Below are 15,508 nucleotides of genomic sequence, written 5' to 3' on the forward strand. Positions count from 1 at the left end.
CGCAGCGCGGTTTATTTCAGTCCGGATTTCAGTAATAGCAGCAGCGAAACCGGTTGCTCGCTTTCCGGGTGCAGCGGCTCCTGTAGCCATTGCAGGCGCCAGTCGGTTTCAGCCAGCAGGGTCAGCCAGGATTCCAAGGTGCGGAAGAACCACGGCATGGGTTCGGCAAACCCTTCGCCAAAGCCTTCGAAGTTTTCCACCCGCCAGCCGTCCTGGTAATGCCCCTCGCCACGCGAACTCCAGGGGTGAATGGTCTGGATCAGCAGCGAGCCGCCCGGCGCCAGCAGCTTGTGCAGGGCATTCAGGACCGGCGCCAACGGTTCGTCGAGCAGGGCGAAGTTGCACACCAGCACGTCGAATTTGCCCAGCAGGTCGGCCTGTGCTTCCAGTTCGGCGTAGCCGCAGACGCGGTATTGCCCGGAGCAGATCGCCCGCGCGGTTTCGATCAGCGGCACCGAGGCGTCCACCCCCACCGCTTCGATGCCATGGGCCATCAGGCCGCGGCACAACCAGCCTTCACCGCAGCCGATGTCCAGCACCCGCTTCGGCTCGCAGGCCAGAATCGCCCGCAGAATCGCCGCATCGGTAACCAGGCGGCGGCTTTCGATACGCCGTTCGCGCACAGCGGCGGTCCAGGCGTCGGCGTTGGCCTGCCAACTGAAATTGAGCTGTTCTCGATGATCGCGCTGCATGGTCGGGCTCGCGTCGTGGGCACACAGAGGAGAAAAATTTCGCGTTCGAACGTTAACCGCATTTTGCCGCCGACAACAGCGTCTAAGCTCTAACCTATGCAGAGCAACGCAGAGCCAAGGCCACTTTGATATGGGCGCACTATGGCAATCGAACGTTAACCCGGCTGAGCATTCGGTGCCCGGCCTGACTCCCGGTCTTTCGCCCTCGTCCACACGCCCCCCTCCCCGTTCCCCCTGGCGCCGCGCGCTACGCCGTACCTTCTGGCTGACGTTACTGCTGGCAATCGCCGCCGCCACCTGGCTGCTGCATGAGGAAATCACCACCGCCACCTACCAGGCCCGCGAGCTCAGCCGCTACGCCTCCACCCTGCGTTATGAACTGGCCGACGGCCCAAGCACGGCCATCCGTTACCCCGAAGACGGCCCGTTCGACAAACGCCTGGGCTATGCCTACCTGCCGCAGATGCTCGAGCGTCTGCAACAGCGCGACTACCTGATTCAACAGCAAACCCACTTCTCCCAGGCCTTGATGGATTACAGCAAGCACGGCCTGTTCATTCCCTACCCGGAGAAATTGCAGAGCGGCCTGGCCATTGCCGACTGCCGGGGCCTGCCGCTGTATGGCTTCACTTATCCACAGCAGCTGTACGCCAGCTTTCACGACATTCCGCCGCTGGTGGTCAATAGCCTGCTGTTTATCGAGAACCGCGACCTGCTCGACAGCCAGCAGCCGCTGAGCAACCCGGCGGTGGACTGGCCGCGGTTTGCCATGGCGGCGCTGACCCAGGTCGGCAAGAAGCTCGACTTGCAGGGCCAGTCCGCTGGCGGCAGCACCCTGGCTACCCAGCTGGAAAAATACCGCCACTCGCCGGACGGCCTGACCCTGTCGGCCAAGGACAAACTCAAGCAGATGGCCTCGGCCAGCGTGCGCGCCTACCAGAGCGGCGCCGAAACCCTGCCGGCGCGGCAGAACATCGTGCGGGACTACCTCAACAGCGTGCCGCTGTCGGCGGCGCCGGGCTATGGCGAAGTGCATGGGCTGGCCGATGGGTTGAGGGTCTGGTACGGCGCCGACTTTGCCCAGGTCAATCACGTGCTGGAACAGTCCAACGGCAACCTCGCCGAGCGCGGCCTGGCGCTGCGTCAGGTGTTGTCATTGATGATTGCCCAGCGCCGGCCTTCTTATTACCTGGCCCAAGGACATAGTCAGTTGGCCACCCTCACCGACAGCCATATCCGCCTGCTGGCCAACGGTGGAGTGATTGACCGGCCATTGCGCGACGCTGCCCTGGCGAGCAAAACCCAGTGGCGCGACCTGGCCGCCCAATCCAGCGTGCAGCCGGTGGAAAGCAACAAAGGCATCAGCGTCGCCCGCAGCCGGCTGTCCAACCTGCTGAACAAACCGCTGTACGACCTCGACCGTCTGGACCTGGCCGCCACCACCACCCTCAATGGCCAACTGCAGCAAGCCGCCAGCGACTACCTGCAACGCCTCGCCGACCCGACCTTCGCCGCGCAGACCGGCCTGCTCGGTGACCATCTGCTGACCGCACAAACCACCCAGGAGGTGCGCTATAGCTTCACCCTGTTCGAGCGCACCGCCGATGGCTCGCGGGTGCGGGTGCAGACCGACAGCACCGACCAGCCCTTCGACATCAACGAAGGCAGCAAACTGGAGCTGGGCTCCACCGCCAAGCTGAGGGTGCTGACCACTTACCTGGAAATCATCGATGAACTGCACCGCCGTTTCGTCGGCCAGACCCCGGCGCAACTGCGCCAGGTTGAAGTGCCCGAGCAGGACCGCCTGACCCAATGGGCGGTGGACTACCTGGCCAGCGGCAATGACCCGAGCCTGACCGCCATGCTCGACGCGGCGCTAGAGCGACACTATTCCGCCAGCCCCGGCGAACGTTTTTTCACCGGCGGCGGCCTGCACCATTTCAACAACTTCCGCCGCGAAGACAACGGCCGTAACCCGACCCTGCGCGAGGCGCTGCAAGAGTCGATCAACCTGCCGTTCATTCGCCTGATGCGCGACCTGGTGCGCTACAGCACCTACCAGGCCAGCAACAGCAGCGCCGAGTTGCTCAAGGACGACCGCGACCCACGCCGGCAGGATTACCTACAACGCTTTGCCGACCACGAGGGCAGCGTGTTTCTGCTGCGCTTCTGGCGCAAATACCAAGGCAAGAACGCCACCGAACGGCTCGACACTTTTCTCGACGGCATGCACCCCACCGCCTCGCGCCTGGCGGCGGTGCACCGTTACCTGATGCCGAATGTCGACGAAGCCACCTTCGGCACCTTTATCAACGCCCACCTGATCGACGACAACGTCGGCCCGGCGCGGGTACATGAGCTCTACGTAAAATACGGCCCCGGCGCCTACAGCCTGCCGGACCAGGGCTACATCGCCCGCGTTCACCCATTGGAACTGTGGCTGCTCGGCTATCTGCAACAGCACCCCCAAGCCAGCTTCAACGAAGCCGTCACCGCCAGTAACGCGCAGCGCCAGGAAGTGTATGGCTGGCTGTTCAAAAGCCGGCACAAGAGCGCCCGCGACAGCCGCATCCGGATCATGTTGGAGGTGGAAGCCTTCCTCGATATTCACCAGCGCTGGCAGCGCGTGGGCTACCCCTTCGACCACCTGGTGCCGTCCCTGGCCACCGCCATCGGCAGCTCGGGCGATCGCCCGGCGGCGCTGGCCGAGCTGATGGGCATCATCCTCAACGACGGTATCCGCCAGCCGACCCTGCGCATCGACAGCCTGCACTTTGCCGCCGACACACCCTACGAAACCCGCCTGGGCATCAACCCCGACCAAGGCAAACGGGTGCTCTCCAGCGAAGTCGCCAGCGCCCTGCGCGGTGCCTTGGCGCAAGTGGTGGCCAAAGGCACCGCACGACGCCTGAACGGCATCTTCAGCGAGGCCGATGGCAGCGCCATGACCCTCGGCGGCAAGACCGGCACCGGCGACAACCGCATCGAAAGTGTCGGCGCCGGCGGGCGCATTCTCAGTTCACGCTCGCTGAACCGCACGGCGACGTTTGTGTTCTACCTGGGGGACAAGCACTTCGGCACCCTGACTGCGTTTGTGCCGGGCCGCGCCGCAGAAGGTTTCCGCTTCACCTCGGCGCTGCCGGTGCAGGTGCTCAAAGGCATGGCGCCGATCCTGCAGCCTTATCTTCGGGCGGATACCCAGTGTGTGGCAGGTAATCCGTAGGTTGGGTTGAGCGCAGCGAAGCCCAACTTGGGCTCGGAATTGTTGGGCTTCGCTGCGCTCAACCCAACCTACCTGAGCCCCGCCACCCCCACCACAATCATCACCACCGAACACACCTTCAGCGCACTGATCGCCTCCCCCAGCAACAGCACGCCCAAGGTCACCGTGCCGAGCGAGCCCCCCAATGGCACAACTCGCACCTTTACCGTGACGGTTGGCAAACCTGGTGCCGCGAGGCCGGCGAAGCGTGGTTGGAACAGGAAATGGCGCTAACGCAAAGTTCTTGATCTGGCTGGTGATCTCCTGCTTTTGATCTTGACCTACTCGCCCCGTGGGCGAAGGCCGAGTGGAGGTGATGCGCAGGTGGACGCGAGGCAGGAAGCCGAGCGAGACGCGATGGGCCAAGGATGGCCCGTCGCGGCGTGCCGCCGGGAGCAGCGCCGGAAGGAGGGGACCTGGAGCGCAGCGCAAGGCCGAGGTCGGGGCAAGCCTTTTTTGCTTACTTTTTGGGGCGACTGCCAAAAAGTGAGTCGCCCGTAAGGGGCGAAACAAGACGTTCAGACCACGGAATAAAAAAGGAAAACACCAAAGCTGGTGCGCGGAGCACACCTTACAAAAACGGCCCGAGTAATCGTAAAGCCCAAGGGAACCTCAGCGACTTCCCATTGACCAAACGACGTCCCCCATCAGGCCTGTTAATATTCGCCAGCCCACCGCCAAGGCGGCTCGGGCGCCGCACACGCCGAACCATCTGGAGTACCCGCTTGGAGTCTGAATCCATCGTCTATGGCTGCATCCGCGACTGGCCGTCCGGTGACCCAGAACAGGCACGCCTGCGCCGAGCGATCAACCAACGCGAACTGCAGGCTCTGCCCGCCGGCGACGCCTGGCCGTTTATCGGCCGCGACATGTTCTCCTTCTGCCCCGAACCCGGCGAAGGCCTGTACCAGACCCAAGTGATCCACTTCGGCGCCAGCTACCGCGCCGTCGAATACGAGTGGAGCCTGTGGGTCGAACAATTCGAAGCGCTGCTCAAACGCCTGTACTGGGGCAGCGCAGTAGTCCACCTGGAAACCGAACTGAGCGGCACCCACACCTTCCGCTGGGAGTCCGAACAAGGCTTCCATAGCCCGCAAGATGCCGGCGGCCTGTTGGTGCGCTGTGCCTGGGAACGCGAAGGCGCGCTGCACAGCTGACACGGACGGCACCGATGCTCAATTACCTGTGGTTCTTCCTCGCCGCGCTGTTCGAGATCGCCGGCTGCTACGCCTTCTGGTCGTGGCTGCGGATGGGCAAAAGCGCCTGGTGGATAGTGCCGGGGCTGGTCAGCCTGGTGCTCTTTGCCCTGCTGCTCACCCGCGTGGAAGCGGCCTATGCCGGGCGTGCCTATGCCGCCTATGGGGGCATTTATGTGGTGGCGTCTTTGTTCTGGTTGGGCGTGATTGAGCGGGCGCGGCCGTTGTCCACAGACTGGATCGGCGCAGCGTTTTGTGTGGTGGGTGCGTTGATTATTTTGTTTGGGCCGCGCTTCTCGGCATAACAAACTCAACAGCTCTGCTCCCCTCTCCCACAAGCGGGCGAGGGGATTAATTCAGCGCCTCAATCTTCCAGCCACTCCTTGGGCACATCGCGTTTCATTGCCAGTTGGCACTGTTCGCTTTCCACGTCGAAAACGATCACCGCTTCGCCTTTATCCAGCGCGCGGCGCACGCGGGCGACGCGGGTTTCCAGTGGGGTTTCGTCGCCGTTGTCGGTGCCGTCACGGGTGACGAAGTCTTCGATCAGGCCGGTCAGGGTCTCGGGTTCGAGCATTTCTTGCGGGATCAACATGGCAGTTCTCCAAAAAGCCCGGCGATGTTAACCCACTAAGACGACGAAGTTTCTTTGCTGGCCGGCGTTTCGCGCTCGCCGACCAGGAAGCGGTCGAGGGTGTCGTACAGCACCTGGCAGTCCAGCGGTTTGCCGAGGAAGTCGTCCATGCCCACCAGCGCCCCGTGCTCGCGGTGCTCGTCAAGAATATGTGCGGTCAGGGCGACGATGGGCACCGGGCGCAGTTGCCGCTGTTTCTCCACGCGGCGGATTTGCCGGGTGGCCTCGAAGCCGTCCATTTCCGGCATCTCGCAGTCCATCAGTACCAGTTGCACCGCACTCGGGTCGCGGCTGTAGTCCTTCACCGCCTCCACGCCGTTGGCCACCACGCGCACCAGGTAGCCGCGTTTTTTCAGCAAGCCCTGCACCACCAATTGGTTTACCGGGTTGTCTTCCACCACCAGGATGCAGGCGTTGTTACCGCTCTGGTCGTCCAGCACCGGGCGGGTTTCGCTGCGCCGTTCCTGGTAGAACTCCAGCAACGCTTCGCGCAGCGGGGTGATGGCCAGTGGCTGGGCCAGGTTGAGCAGGCGCAGGCCTTTGCTCGGTGGCAGCAGTTGGCATTGTTCCGGCGGGCACAGCAGCAGAATGCGTTGGCCCTTCTGCAGGCGCGGGCGCAGGGTGTCGAGCCAGTGCATGACACTGCCGGGCCAGGGCGCCATCAGAATCAGCAGCGGGGTAACGGCGAAGTCATCCAGGTAGGCCTGCAGTTTTTCCGGATTCTGGCAGCGTTCGGTGCGCATGCCCCAGCGTTCCAGCAGGCGGCTCAGGGCGTCGAGGCCGATACCGTCGAGGGAGGTGATCAGCGCGGTTTTGCCTTTGAGCAGCTGGCGCAGGGGGTCGTCGTTGCGCTCGCCTTCCTGCAGCGCCATGTCGAAGGCCAGGCGTGTGCCCTGCCCTGGCGTGCTCTGCACTTCGATATGGCCGCCCATCATTTCCACCAGTTCTTTACTGATGGCCAGGCCCAGGCCGCTGCCGCCGTAACGGCGGGTGGTGCTGGAGTCGCCCTGGGAGAAGGATTCGAACAGCTGGGTTTGCGCCTCGCCAGGAATACCGATACCGCTGTCGCTGACGGCAAAGATCAGGTGCGGGTTGCCCAGGCTGTTGTTGCGCCGGCACACGCTGACCGCCACATGGCCTTCGGCGGTGAACTTCAGGGCGTTGCTGAGCAGGTTCATCAGCACCTGTTTGAGCCGCGTGGGGTCGCCTTTGATCCGCTGCGGCACCCCCACTTCCATGCTCACGTACAGGCGCAGGTTCTTTTCCAGGGCCTGGGCAGTGAACAGGGTCAGGGTGTCGGAGATCAGCACTTCCAGGTCGAACTCGATGTTCTCCAGGCTGAGCTTGCCGGACTCGATGCGCGCGTAGTCGAGGATGTCGTTGATCACCGCCATCAATGAGCTGCCGGAGCTGGCGATGGTGTCGACATAAAAACGCTGGCTACGGTCCAGCGACGTGCCCTTGAGCAGTTGCAGCATGCCCAGCACGCCATTCAACGGGGTGCGAATTTCGTGGCTCATCTTGGCCAGGAAACGGCTCTTGGCCTGGTTTTCGATTTCCGATTTGGCCGCCGCCTGGCGGGAGCGGAAGCCTTCTTCCTTGAGCAGGTTGATACGGTCGGCCAGGCCGATGGACAGGGTGATCAGCTCAATGGTGACGCCGACTTTGACCATGGTCGCGCCATAGATACCGAAGATCTCGATGCCCAGCGAACCGCTGGTGGCAACGATGAATGAGGTCAGCAGAATGCCCCAGGCGAGGATGTAGTAGGAGCCGTAGCGCAGGCCCTGGCGCCAGATATACACACCGCTGGCCAGCAGCACGAAGGAGACGAACAGCACGGTCAGGCTGGCGAGAATGTTCCAGGCCTGCAGGCCGATCACCGCCACCGAGACGATGCAGCACAGAATCAGCGCCATCAGGTATTGCAGGCCACGGTCCAGGCGCGGGGAGAACTGCGCGGTGTGGAGGAAATGGCGGCTGAACTGGGTAGCGCTGAAGCTGTGCAGGAACATCAGGAAATAGATGCTCACCGACTGCAGTTCGATCAGGTTGGGCATCAGTTTGAACAGCATGCCGTCGAAGCTGGCCGCGAACAGGCCGATGTTGAGGTTGTACACCAGGTACCAGAAGTAGGCCCGTTCACGCAGGGAGAAATACAGGAACAGGTTGTAGCAGAACATCGCGAACAGCACGCCGTAGAAGGCGCCGTTCACCCCCATCAGGTTTTCCTGGGCGGCGGCGCTGGCGGCGTAGGTGCTGAAGAACATCGGCACGAAGATCGTGCTGGTGCTTTCAATGCGCAGGTACAGGGTGTTCTGCCCCGGCGGCAAGTCCATCGGGAACCAGAAATTGCGTACCTGCACCGGACGTTGGGAGAAGGCGAAACGGTCGCCGCTCTCCTGTTCCAACAGCTTGCCGTCGGGAGTTTTCAGGTACAGCTGGATATGGTCGAGTAGCGGGTAATTGACTTCCAGGTAGCCGGCCAGGTCGTGGGGGCGGCTGTTGAGCAGGCGCACCTTGAACCACCACACCGAGGCATTTTTGCCCAGGTTGACGTGGTCACTGCGCGCGCCCTGGAACTCTTCGTCAGGAATCGCCTGCACTTGTTCCAGGCTGAGGATGCCGTGGGGGTCTTCGAGGTAACCGATATAGGGCGCCAGGGATAGGCGCAGATCATCCTGATTAAGGGGCGCAAGCACGCCCGCACTGGCCCAGGAGCCTCCAGCGAACAGGCATAGCAGCAAGACCAGACAAAGCCGAGGCATCCGTAAACCTCAATAAAATTTCCGGCGAAGCTGTCAGATCGCTCCACTCTTGTTTGTCTGGCACTTTGCCTCTATGCCGCGCGCCCTTCAAGTGTCGTTTTCACGCGAGTTGATCAGACTGTCCACCGTCGGCACCCGGGTATCACTTTCCATCTGCGCGTCGTGCTCGATCTGGTGGCTGAAATTCTCCAGCGACGGGTTGCCTGGCTTCGCGTCGCTGGCAAATACCGGCGGGCTGAGGATATAGGCGGTGAGCAGACGGCTGAGCCCCGCCAGGCTATCGATATGGGTGCGCTCGTAGCCGTGGGTGGCGTCACAGCCAAAGGCTAGCAGAGCGGTACGGGTGTCGTGGCCCGCCGCCACCGCCGATTGCGCATCGCTGTGGTAATAGCGGAACAGGTCGCGGCGTACCGGCACTTCATGTTTCTCGGCCAGGCGCAGCAGGTGGCGTGACAGGTGGTAGTCATACGGCCCGCCGGAATCCTGCATGGCCACGCTCACCGTGTGTTCGCTGGACTGTTGCCCCGGCGCCACCGGGGCGATGTCGATGCCGACGAACTCGCTGACATCCCAGTGCAGCGCACCGGCCGCGCCGGAACCGACCTCCTCGGTGATGGTGAACAGAGGGTGGCAGTCGATAGCCGGTTCGATGCCGCTTTCCACCAGGCCTTTGAGCGAGGTGAGCAAGGCCGCCACCCCGGCTTTGTCGTCCAGATGGCGGGCGCTGATATGGCCGCTTTCGGTGAACTCGGGCAGCGGATCGAAGGCGACAAAATCACCGACATTGATCCCCAGCGATTCACAGTCGGCGCGGGTGCTGCTGTAGGCGTCCAGGCGCAGTTCGACGTGATCCCAACTGATCGGCATCTGGTCGATGGCGGTGTTGAACGCATGCCCGGAGGCCATCAGCGGCAGCACGCTGCCCCGGAACACGCCGGTTTCGGTGAACACGCTGACCCGGCTGCCCTCGGCAAACCGGCTCGACCAACAACCCACTGGCGCCAGGCCGAGGCGGCCGTTGTCCTGCACCTGGCGGACGATGGCGCCGATGGTGTCGAGGTGCGAGGACACCGCACGGTCCGGGCTGTTCTGCTTGCCCTTGAGGGTGGCGCGGATGGTGCCGCGGCGGGTCAGTTCGAAGGGAATACCGAGTTCTTCCAGGCGCTCGGCGACGTAACGCACGATGGTGTCGGTGAAGCCCGTGGGGCTGGGAATGGCGAGCATTTCCAGAAGCACGCGGCGCAGGTAATCAAGGTCGGGTTCGGGGACTTTTTTCATGGAGGTCTCCTGAGTTGTTGGGGGGCAGGATTTTGGAGATCAACAGCGTCGCGGCTAAAGCCCCTCCCACAGGAGATGGATTTCCCTGTGGGAGGGGCTTTAGCCGCGACTCCTGCAAACCTCGCGGCCCCAGGATGTCGAGCAATCCCGAAGGGTGTGGTGCGCACAGCACACCCCAGACAGGGCTAGCTTGAGGTCTGACTCAGCGGAAACAACAGATCAATAAACCGCTCTGCCGTCGGTTGCGGCTGGTGATTGGCCAAGCCGGCGCGCTCGTTGGCTTCAATAAACACGTACTCCGGCTGATCCGCCGCTGGCACCAGCAGGTCCAGGCCGACCACCGGAATATCCAGCGCCCGCGCTGCACGCACGGCAGCTTCGTTGAGCACCGGATGCAGAATCTCGGTGACGTCTTCCAGGGTGCCGCCGGTATGCAGGTTGGCCGTGCGCCGCACCGCCAGGCGTTGGCCGGCGGGCAGCACGCTGTCGTAGTCGAACCCGGCCGCGCGCAGGGTGCGGTGAGTTTCTTCATCCAGCGGAATACGGCTTTCGCCGCCGGTAGCGGCCTGACGCCGACGGCTCTGGGCTTCGATCAGCGCGCCGATGCTGTGGCGGCCATCGCCAATCACTTCGGCCGGGCGGCGAATGGCGGCGGCCACCACCACAAAGCCGATCACCAGAATGCGCAGGTCGGCCCCTTCGTGAAAACTTTCCAGCAGCACACGGTTGTCGAAGGCCAGGGCGCGTTTGATCGCCGCCTCGACGTCTTCCTCGGTGCGCAGGTCGATGGCCACGCCTTTGCCCTGCTCGCCGTCCACCGGCTTGACCACCACCCGGCCATGCTCGGCGAGAAAGTCGGCGTTCTCTTCCGGTTCACCGGCCAGTTGCTGAGCCGGCAGCTGCAGGCCGACACGGCGCAGGGCGCGGTGGGTAAGCAGTTTGTCCTGGCACAGGGTCATGCTCACAGCACTGGTCAGGTCGCTCAGCGACTCGCGGCAGCGAATCCGCCGACCGCCATGGTTAAGGGTGAACAGCCCGGTTTCGGCATCGTCCACCTGCACCTCGATGCCCCGGCGACGGGCTTCGTCGACGATGATCTTGGCGTAGGGGTTGAGCTCCGCTTCCGGGCCAGGGCCGAGAAACAGGGTTTCATTGATGCCGTTCTTGCGCTTGAGGGTGAAAGTGGCCAGGTCGCGAAAGCCGAGCTTGGCGTACAGGCGCTTGGCCTGGTGGTTGTCGTGCAGCACCGACAGGTCCAGGTAGCTCAGGCCGCGGCTCATAAAATGCTCGATCAGATGGCGCACCAGCACCTCACCCACGCCTGGGCGCGGGCACTGCGGAGCGACGGCCAGGCACCAGAGGCTGCAGCCGTTGTCCGGATCATTGAAGGCCTTGCGGTGGTTGAGGCCCATCATGCCGCCGATCACGTCGCCGCTGTCGGCATCCTCGGCCAACCAATACTCCGGGCCGCCCTCCTCTTTCGGGGTCAGGCGCTCGGGGTCGACCGGCAACATGCCGCGCAGCTGGTACAGGTGGTTCAGCGCCTGCCAGTCTTCGGCGCTCTGCGCACGGCGCACATTGAAGCCACGAAAGCCGCGGCGCGCCTGGCGGTAGTCGGTGAACCACAGGCGCAGGGTGTCCGAGGGGTCGAGAAAAAGACCCTGCGGCGCCTGCGCCAGCACCTGATGGGGTGCCGCCACGTACAAGGCGATGTCGCGCTCACCGGGCTTTTCACTGAGCAGTTCGCTGGCCAGCAGCTCCGGAGTCGGGTAGGTGTGGCCGATCAGAATCCGCCCCCAGCCGCAGTGCAGGGCCAGGGGCGGGTTGGCGCTCTGGTTGCCATCCTCGGCAAACCGCGCCTGCAAGCGCTCGTAAGACGGCGGTTGGCCGCGCAGCAGACGCTGGCTGTAGGCATAGCCTTTCATCAACAGATCTTCCCTTGAGGAAACGGGTGGCAGCGCGGTCTGCATCACAGACCTTGCTCGCTGAGCCACAGGTTCAGTGCGGCCAGCTGCCAGAGTTTGGAACCGCGTAGCGGGGTCAATTGGCCCTGCGGGTCGGTGAGGAGTTGGTCGAGCATCGCCGGATTGAACAGGCCACGGTCCTGGCTCGGGTCGAGCAGCAGCTCGCGCACCCAACCCAGGGTGTTGCCTTCCAGATGCTTGAGACCGGGCACCGGAAAATAACCCTTGGGCCGGTCGATGACCGCCGCCGGAATCACCAGCCGCGCCGCCTCCTTGAGCACCTGCTTGCCGCCATCCGGCAGCTTGAAGCGCCCGGGAATCCGTGCCGACAGCTCCACCAGGCGGTAGTCGAGAAACGGCGTGCGCGCTTCCAGGCCCCAGGCCATGGTCATGTTGTCGACCCGTTTGACCGGGTCATCCACCAGCATCACCGTGCTGTCCAGGCGCAGCGCTTTATCCACCGCCGCAGTGGCGCCCGGACGCTGAAAGTGCTCGCGCACGTATTCGCCGGCACAGTCACCGGTCAGCCAGGCCGGCTGCACGGTGTCGCGGTACTCGTCGTAACTGCGGTCGAGAAACGCGGCGCGGTAGGCCGCATAAGGATCGGCCGCGCCATCCACCAGCGGGTACCAGTGGTAACCGGCAAACAGCTCATCGGCACCCTGCCCGCTCTGCACCACCTTGCAGTGCTTGGCCACTTCGCGTGACAGCAGGTAGAAGGCAATGCAGTCATGGCTGACCATCGGCTCGCTCATGGCGCGGAAGGCGGCCGGCAGTTGCTCGATGATTTCGCGCTCGTCGATACGCAGTTGGTGGTGACGGGTGTTGTAGTGCTTGGCGATCAGATCGGAATACTGGAACTCGTCACCGCGCTCGCCGCCGGCATCCTGAAAACCGATGGAGAAGGTCGACAGGTTTTCCACCCCGACTTCCCTCAAAAGGCCGACCAGCATGCTCGAGTCCACGCCGCCAGACAGCAGCACACCGACATCCACAGCAGCCCGCTGACGAATCGCCACGGCTTCGCGCACGCTCTGCAGGGTCAGGTCGCGCCACTCGTTGAGGCCATAGGCCTGCTCATCGGCGGCAGCGCCGTAGGTCAGCTCCCACCAGGTTTTCTGCGTGGTGTTGCCCAGGGCATCCATGCGCATCCAGGTGGCCGGCGGCAGCTTGCTGACATTCGCCAGCAGGGTGCGCGGCGCAGGCACCACGGCGTGGAAGTTCAGGTAGTGATTGAGCGCGACCGGGTCGAGGGTCTTGTCGATATCACCACCCTGCAGCAAGGCTGGCAGAGTCGAGGCAAAACGCAGGCGTTCCGCCGTGTGCGACAGGTACAGCGGTTTGATGCCCAGACGGTCTCGGGCAATAAACAGCTCGCGCTTATCACGTTCCCAGATGGCAAAAGCAAACATGCCATTGAGCTTGGGCAGCAGGTCGGCGCCCCAGGCGTGATAGCCCTTGAGCAGCACCTCGGTGTCGCCCTCGGAAAAGAACTGGTAACCCAGGGCCTGCAGCTCACTGCGCAGCTCCGGGTAGTTGTAGATGGCACCGTTGAATACCAGCGACAGGCCGAGCTGGCTGTCGATCATCGGCTGACCGGAGGCGTCCTCCAGATCCATGATTTTCAGGCGCCGGTGGCCCAGGGCAATCGAGCCCTGACTGTGGAAGCCATGGGCGTCGGGGCCACGCGGGGCCAGGTGATGAGTGATGCGCTCGACCGCTGCGAGGTCGGCGGGGCGATGGTTGAAACGTAACTCTCCAGATATTCCGCACATAGTCCTTACCGGGTTTCCGTTGGGGAAAAAGGGGGGCGCGCAATCGTTGCGCTACTGGAGCAGACCGGCGTGGGGGCTGAGAGTTTTAGATAAATGTGAACTAACAGGATGGAAGGCAGCATCGAGTCGCCCGGTTTGATATGCGGTTTTGGGCTGAGTCGTTCGCGCTGGGCACGGTATCTGCGCACCTGGGTCCCAGCCTGCGCTGGGACCCAGGTGAACTGTGCAAAGACCACCGTCATCCCAGCGCAGGCTGGGATCCAGAATCGCAGGTGAACACGAAGCCGCATTCGAGCAAGAAGCTAAAGGCATAAAAAAACCGGCCCACAAGGGGCCGGCAAAAAAGCACTAAAAACGTAGTAGATCGAGCGGCAATCAGGCGTCCTGATATTCCCGCTCAGCCTTGTCAAACCGCGCCAGCATGCTCGCCGACGGGCCTTGGCCAATCTTGCTGAACACCAGAATGGCGATCGAAGCAAAGATAAAGCCCGGAATAATCTCGTACAGACCAATGTGGTTGAGGAAGTTTTTCCACAGAATCACCGTCAACGCACCGACCAACATGCCGGCCAGGGCGCCGTTACGGGTCATGTTTTTCCAGATCAGCGAGATCAGCACCACAGGACCGAACGCAGCACCGAAGCCTGCCCAGGCGTAGGACACCAGGCCCAGCACCTTGCTTTCCGGGTTGGCAGCAATACCGATAGCCACCACGGCCACCAACAGCACCATGGCACGACCGACCCATACCAGTTCTTTCTGCGAAGCGTTTTTACGCAGGAAGGATTTGTAGAAGTCTTCGGTCAGGGCGCTGGAGCACACCAGCAACTGGCAGCTCAGGGTGCTCATCACGGCAGCCAGAATGGCCGACAGCAATACACCTGCAACCCATGGGTTGAAGAGGATCTTGGCCAGTTCGATGAATACCCGCTCCGGGTTCTCGGTAACCGGGCCAGCCAATTCCGGGTGCGCGGAGAAGTAGGCAATACCGAAGAAACCCACGGCTACCGCGCCACCCAGGCACAGCACCATCCAGGTCATCGAGATGCGGCGAGCAGCCGGGATCGATTTCACCGAGTCAGCGGCCATGAAGCGCGCCAGGATGTGCGGCTGGCCGAAGTAGCCCAGGCCCCAACCCATCAACGAGATCACGCCGATGAAGCTGGCGCCTTTGAGCATGTCGAAGCTGCTGGCGTCTTTCAGTTCGATGGCGGCGAAGGTGGGGTCGATGCCACCGGTGGCCAGCATCACCACGATCGGGGTGAGGATCAGGGCGAAGATCATCAACGACGCCTGCACGGTGTCGGTCCAGCTCACGGCCAGAAAGCCACCCACGAAGGTGTAGGCGATGGTCGCGGCAGCACCGGCCCACAGCGCGGTCTGGTAAGACATGCCAAAGGTGCTCTCGAACAGACGCGCACCGGCCACTACACCCGAAGCGCAGTAGATGGTGAAGAACAGCAGAATCACCAGCGCCGAGAGAATACGCAGCACTTTGCTGGTGTCTTCGAAACGGTTGGTGAAGTAGTCCGGCAGGGTCAGGGCGTTGCCGTTGTGCTCGGTCTGCACACGCAGACGGCCGGCGACGAACAGCCAGTTCAGGTAAGCACCAACGATCAGGCCGATGGCGATCCAGCTTTCCGACAGGCCGGACATGTAGATGGCGCCTGGCAGGCCCATCAGCAGCCAGCCGGACATATCAGAAGCACCGGCGGACAGGGCGGTAACGAAGCTGCCGAGGCTACGGCCACCGAGAATGTAATCGGAGAGGTTGTTGGTGCGCAGGTAGGCGAACAGGCCGATCAGGACCATAGCGGCGATGTACACCACAAAGGTGATCAGCATGGGAGTGCTGGCAGTCATAAGCAGATCTCTCTTACTTGTTGTTATGCAAATGCTGGCGGGTAGCCGCATTCGTCGTTGGCTTGCGGACAATCAG

11 protein-coding genes are annotated in these 15,508 nt (G+C 62.9%); 3 read left to right on the forward strand and 8 right to left on the reverse strand.

The features are described from left to right. Positions 1–11 precede the first annotated feature (11 nt). Positions 12–692 carry a bifunctional 2-polyprenyl-6-hydroxyphenol methylase/3-demethylubiquinol 3-O-methyltransferase UbiG gene (locus C8K61_RS06765; protein WP_108095448.1) on the reverse strand — a complete coding sequence of 227 codons (681 nt, stop codon included), beginning with the start codon at positions 690–692 and terminating at the stop codon, positions 12–14. A gap of 130 nt (positions 693–822) precedes the next feature. Here C8K61_RS06765 and C8K61_RS06770 point away from each other — a divergent pair, with 130 nt between their 5' ends. Beyond that, positions 823–3,915 carry a transglycosylase domain-containing protein gene (locus C8K61_RS06770; protein WP_108095449.1) on the forward strand — a complete coding sequence of 1,031 codons (3,093 nt, stop codon included), beginning with the start codon at positions 823–825 and terminating at the stop codon, positions 3,913–3,915. A gap of 68 nt (positions 3,916–3,983) precedes the next feature. On the opposite strand, the gene C8K61_RS26945 is transcribed toward C8K61_RS06770, so the two are convergent. Then, a complete protein-coding gene (locus C8K61_RS26945; protein WP_371919974.1) occupies positions 3,984–4,106 on the reverse strand; it encodes a hypothetical protein in 123 nt (40 codons plus the stop codon). Positions 4,107–4,679: 573 nt separating this feature from the next. Between C8K61_RS26945 and C8K61_RS06780 the strand changes: the two genes are divergently transcribed. Then, positions 4,680–5,111, forward strand: coding sequence for a hypothetical protein (locus C8K61_RS06780; RefSeq protein ID WP_108095450.1), 432 nt, complete (start codon positions 4,680–4,682; stop codon positions 5,109–5,111). Between the two features lie 14 nt (positions 5,112–5,125). Then, entirely contained in the window at positions 5,126–5,455 is a 330-nt protein-coding gene (locus C8K61_RS06785; protein WP_108095451.1) for a YnfA family protein, read from the forward strand. A gap of 59 nt (positions 5,456–5,514) precedes the next feature. Here the strand turns inward: C8K61_RS06785 and C8K61_RS06790 are convergent, their stop codons facing one another. The 6 genes from C8K61_RS06790 to putP form a co-directional block, all read right to left on the reverse strand. After that, positions 5,515–5,745 (reverse strand): YheU family protein, encoded by a 231-nt coding sequence (locus C8K61_RS06790; protein ID WP_108095452.1) that lies wholly within the window; start codon positions 5,743–5,745, stop codon positions 5,515–5,517. A 35-nt stretch (positions 5,746–5,780) separates the two neighbouring features. After that, positions 5,781–8,552, reverse strand: a complete 2,772-nt coding sequence (locus C8K61_RS06795; RefSeq protein ID WP_108095453.1) for a hybrid sensor histidine kinase/response regulator — start codon at positions 8,550–8,552, stop codon at positions 5,781–5,783. An 87-nt stretch (positions 8,553–8,639) separates the two neighbouring features. Next, positions 8,640–9,830 carry an osmoprotectant NAGGN system M42 family peptidase gene (locus tag C8K61_RS06800; protein WP_108095454.1) on the reverse strand — a complete coding sequence of 397 codons (1,191 nt, stop codon included), beginning with the start codon at positions 9,828–9,830 and terminating at the stop codon, positions 8,640–8,642. A gap of 185 nt (positions 9,831–10,015) precedes the next feature. Next, positions 10,016–11,755: an N-acetylglutaminylglutamine synthetase gene (ngg, locus tag C8K61_RS06805; RefSeq protein WP_108095455.1), complete on the reverse strand. Its 1,740-nt coding sequence runs from the start codon at positions 11,753–11,755 to the stop codon at positions 10,016–10,018. Positions 11,756–11,799: 44 nt separating this feature from the next. Further along, on the reverse strand, positions 11,800–13,569 hold the full coding sequence (locus C8K61_RS06810; RefSeq protein ID WP_108095456.1) for an N-acetylglutaminylglutamine amidotransferase: 1,770 nt from the start codon (positions 13,567–13,569) through the stop codon (positions 11,800–11,802). 375 nt (positions 13,570–13,944) lie between these two features. Further along, a complete protein-coding gene (gene putP, locus C8K61_RS06815) occupies positions 13,945–15,432 on the reverse strand; it encodes a sodium/proline symporter PutP (protein ID WP_108095457.1) in 1,488 nt (495 codons plus the stop codon). Positions 15,433–15,508 lie beyond the last annotated feature (76 nt).

The organism is Pseudomonas sp. GV071 (genome assembly GCF_003050835.1).
Taxonomy (GTDB): domain Bacteria; phylum Pseudomonadota; class Gammaproteobacteria; order Pseudomonadales; family Pseudomonadaceae; genus Aquipseudomonas.

Coding starts and splice junctions, on each gene's coding strand:
- C8K61_RS06765 (WP_108095448.1), bottom strand. CDS start 692: ATGCAGCGCGATCATCGAGAACAGCTCAATTTCAGTTGGCAGGCCAAC.
- C8K61_RS06770 (WP_108095449.1), top strand. CDS start 823: ATGGGCGCACTATGGCAATCGAACGTTAACCCGGCTGAGCATTCGGTG.
- C8K61_RS06785 (WP_108095451.1), top strand. CDS start 5,126: ATGCTCAATTACCTGTGGTTCTTCCTCGCCGCGCTGTTCGAGATCGCC.
- C8K61_RS06790 (WP_108095452.1), bottom strand. CDS start 5,745: ATGTTGATCCCGCAAGAAATGCTCGAACCCGAGACCCTGACCGGCCTG.
- C8K61_RS06795 (WP_108095453.1), bottom strand. CDS start 8,552: ATGCCTCGGCTTTGTCTGGTCTTGCTGCTATGCCTGTTCGCTGGAGGC.
- C8K61_RS06800 (WP_108095454.1), bottom strand. CDS start 9,830: ATGAAAAAAGTCCCCGAACCCGACCTTGATTACCTGCGCCGCGTGCTT.
- ngg (WP_108095455.1), bottom strand. CDS start 11,755: ATGAAAGGCTATGCCTACAGCCAGCGTCTGCTGCGCGGCCAACCGCCG.
- C8K61_RS06810 (WP_108095456.1), bottom strand. CDS start 13,569: ATGTGCGGAATATCTGGAGAGTTACGTTTCAACCATCGCCCCGCCGAC.
- putP (WP_108095457.1), bottom strand. CDS start 15,432: ATGACTGCCAGCACTCCCATGCTGATCACCTTTGTGGTGTACATCGCC.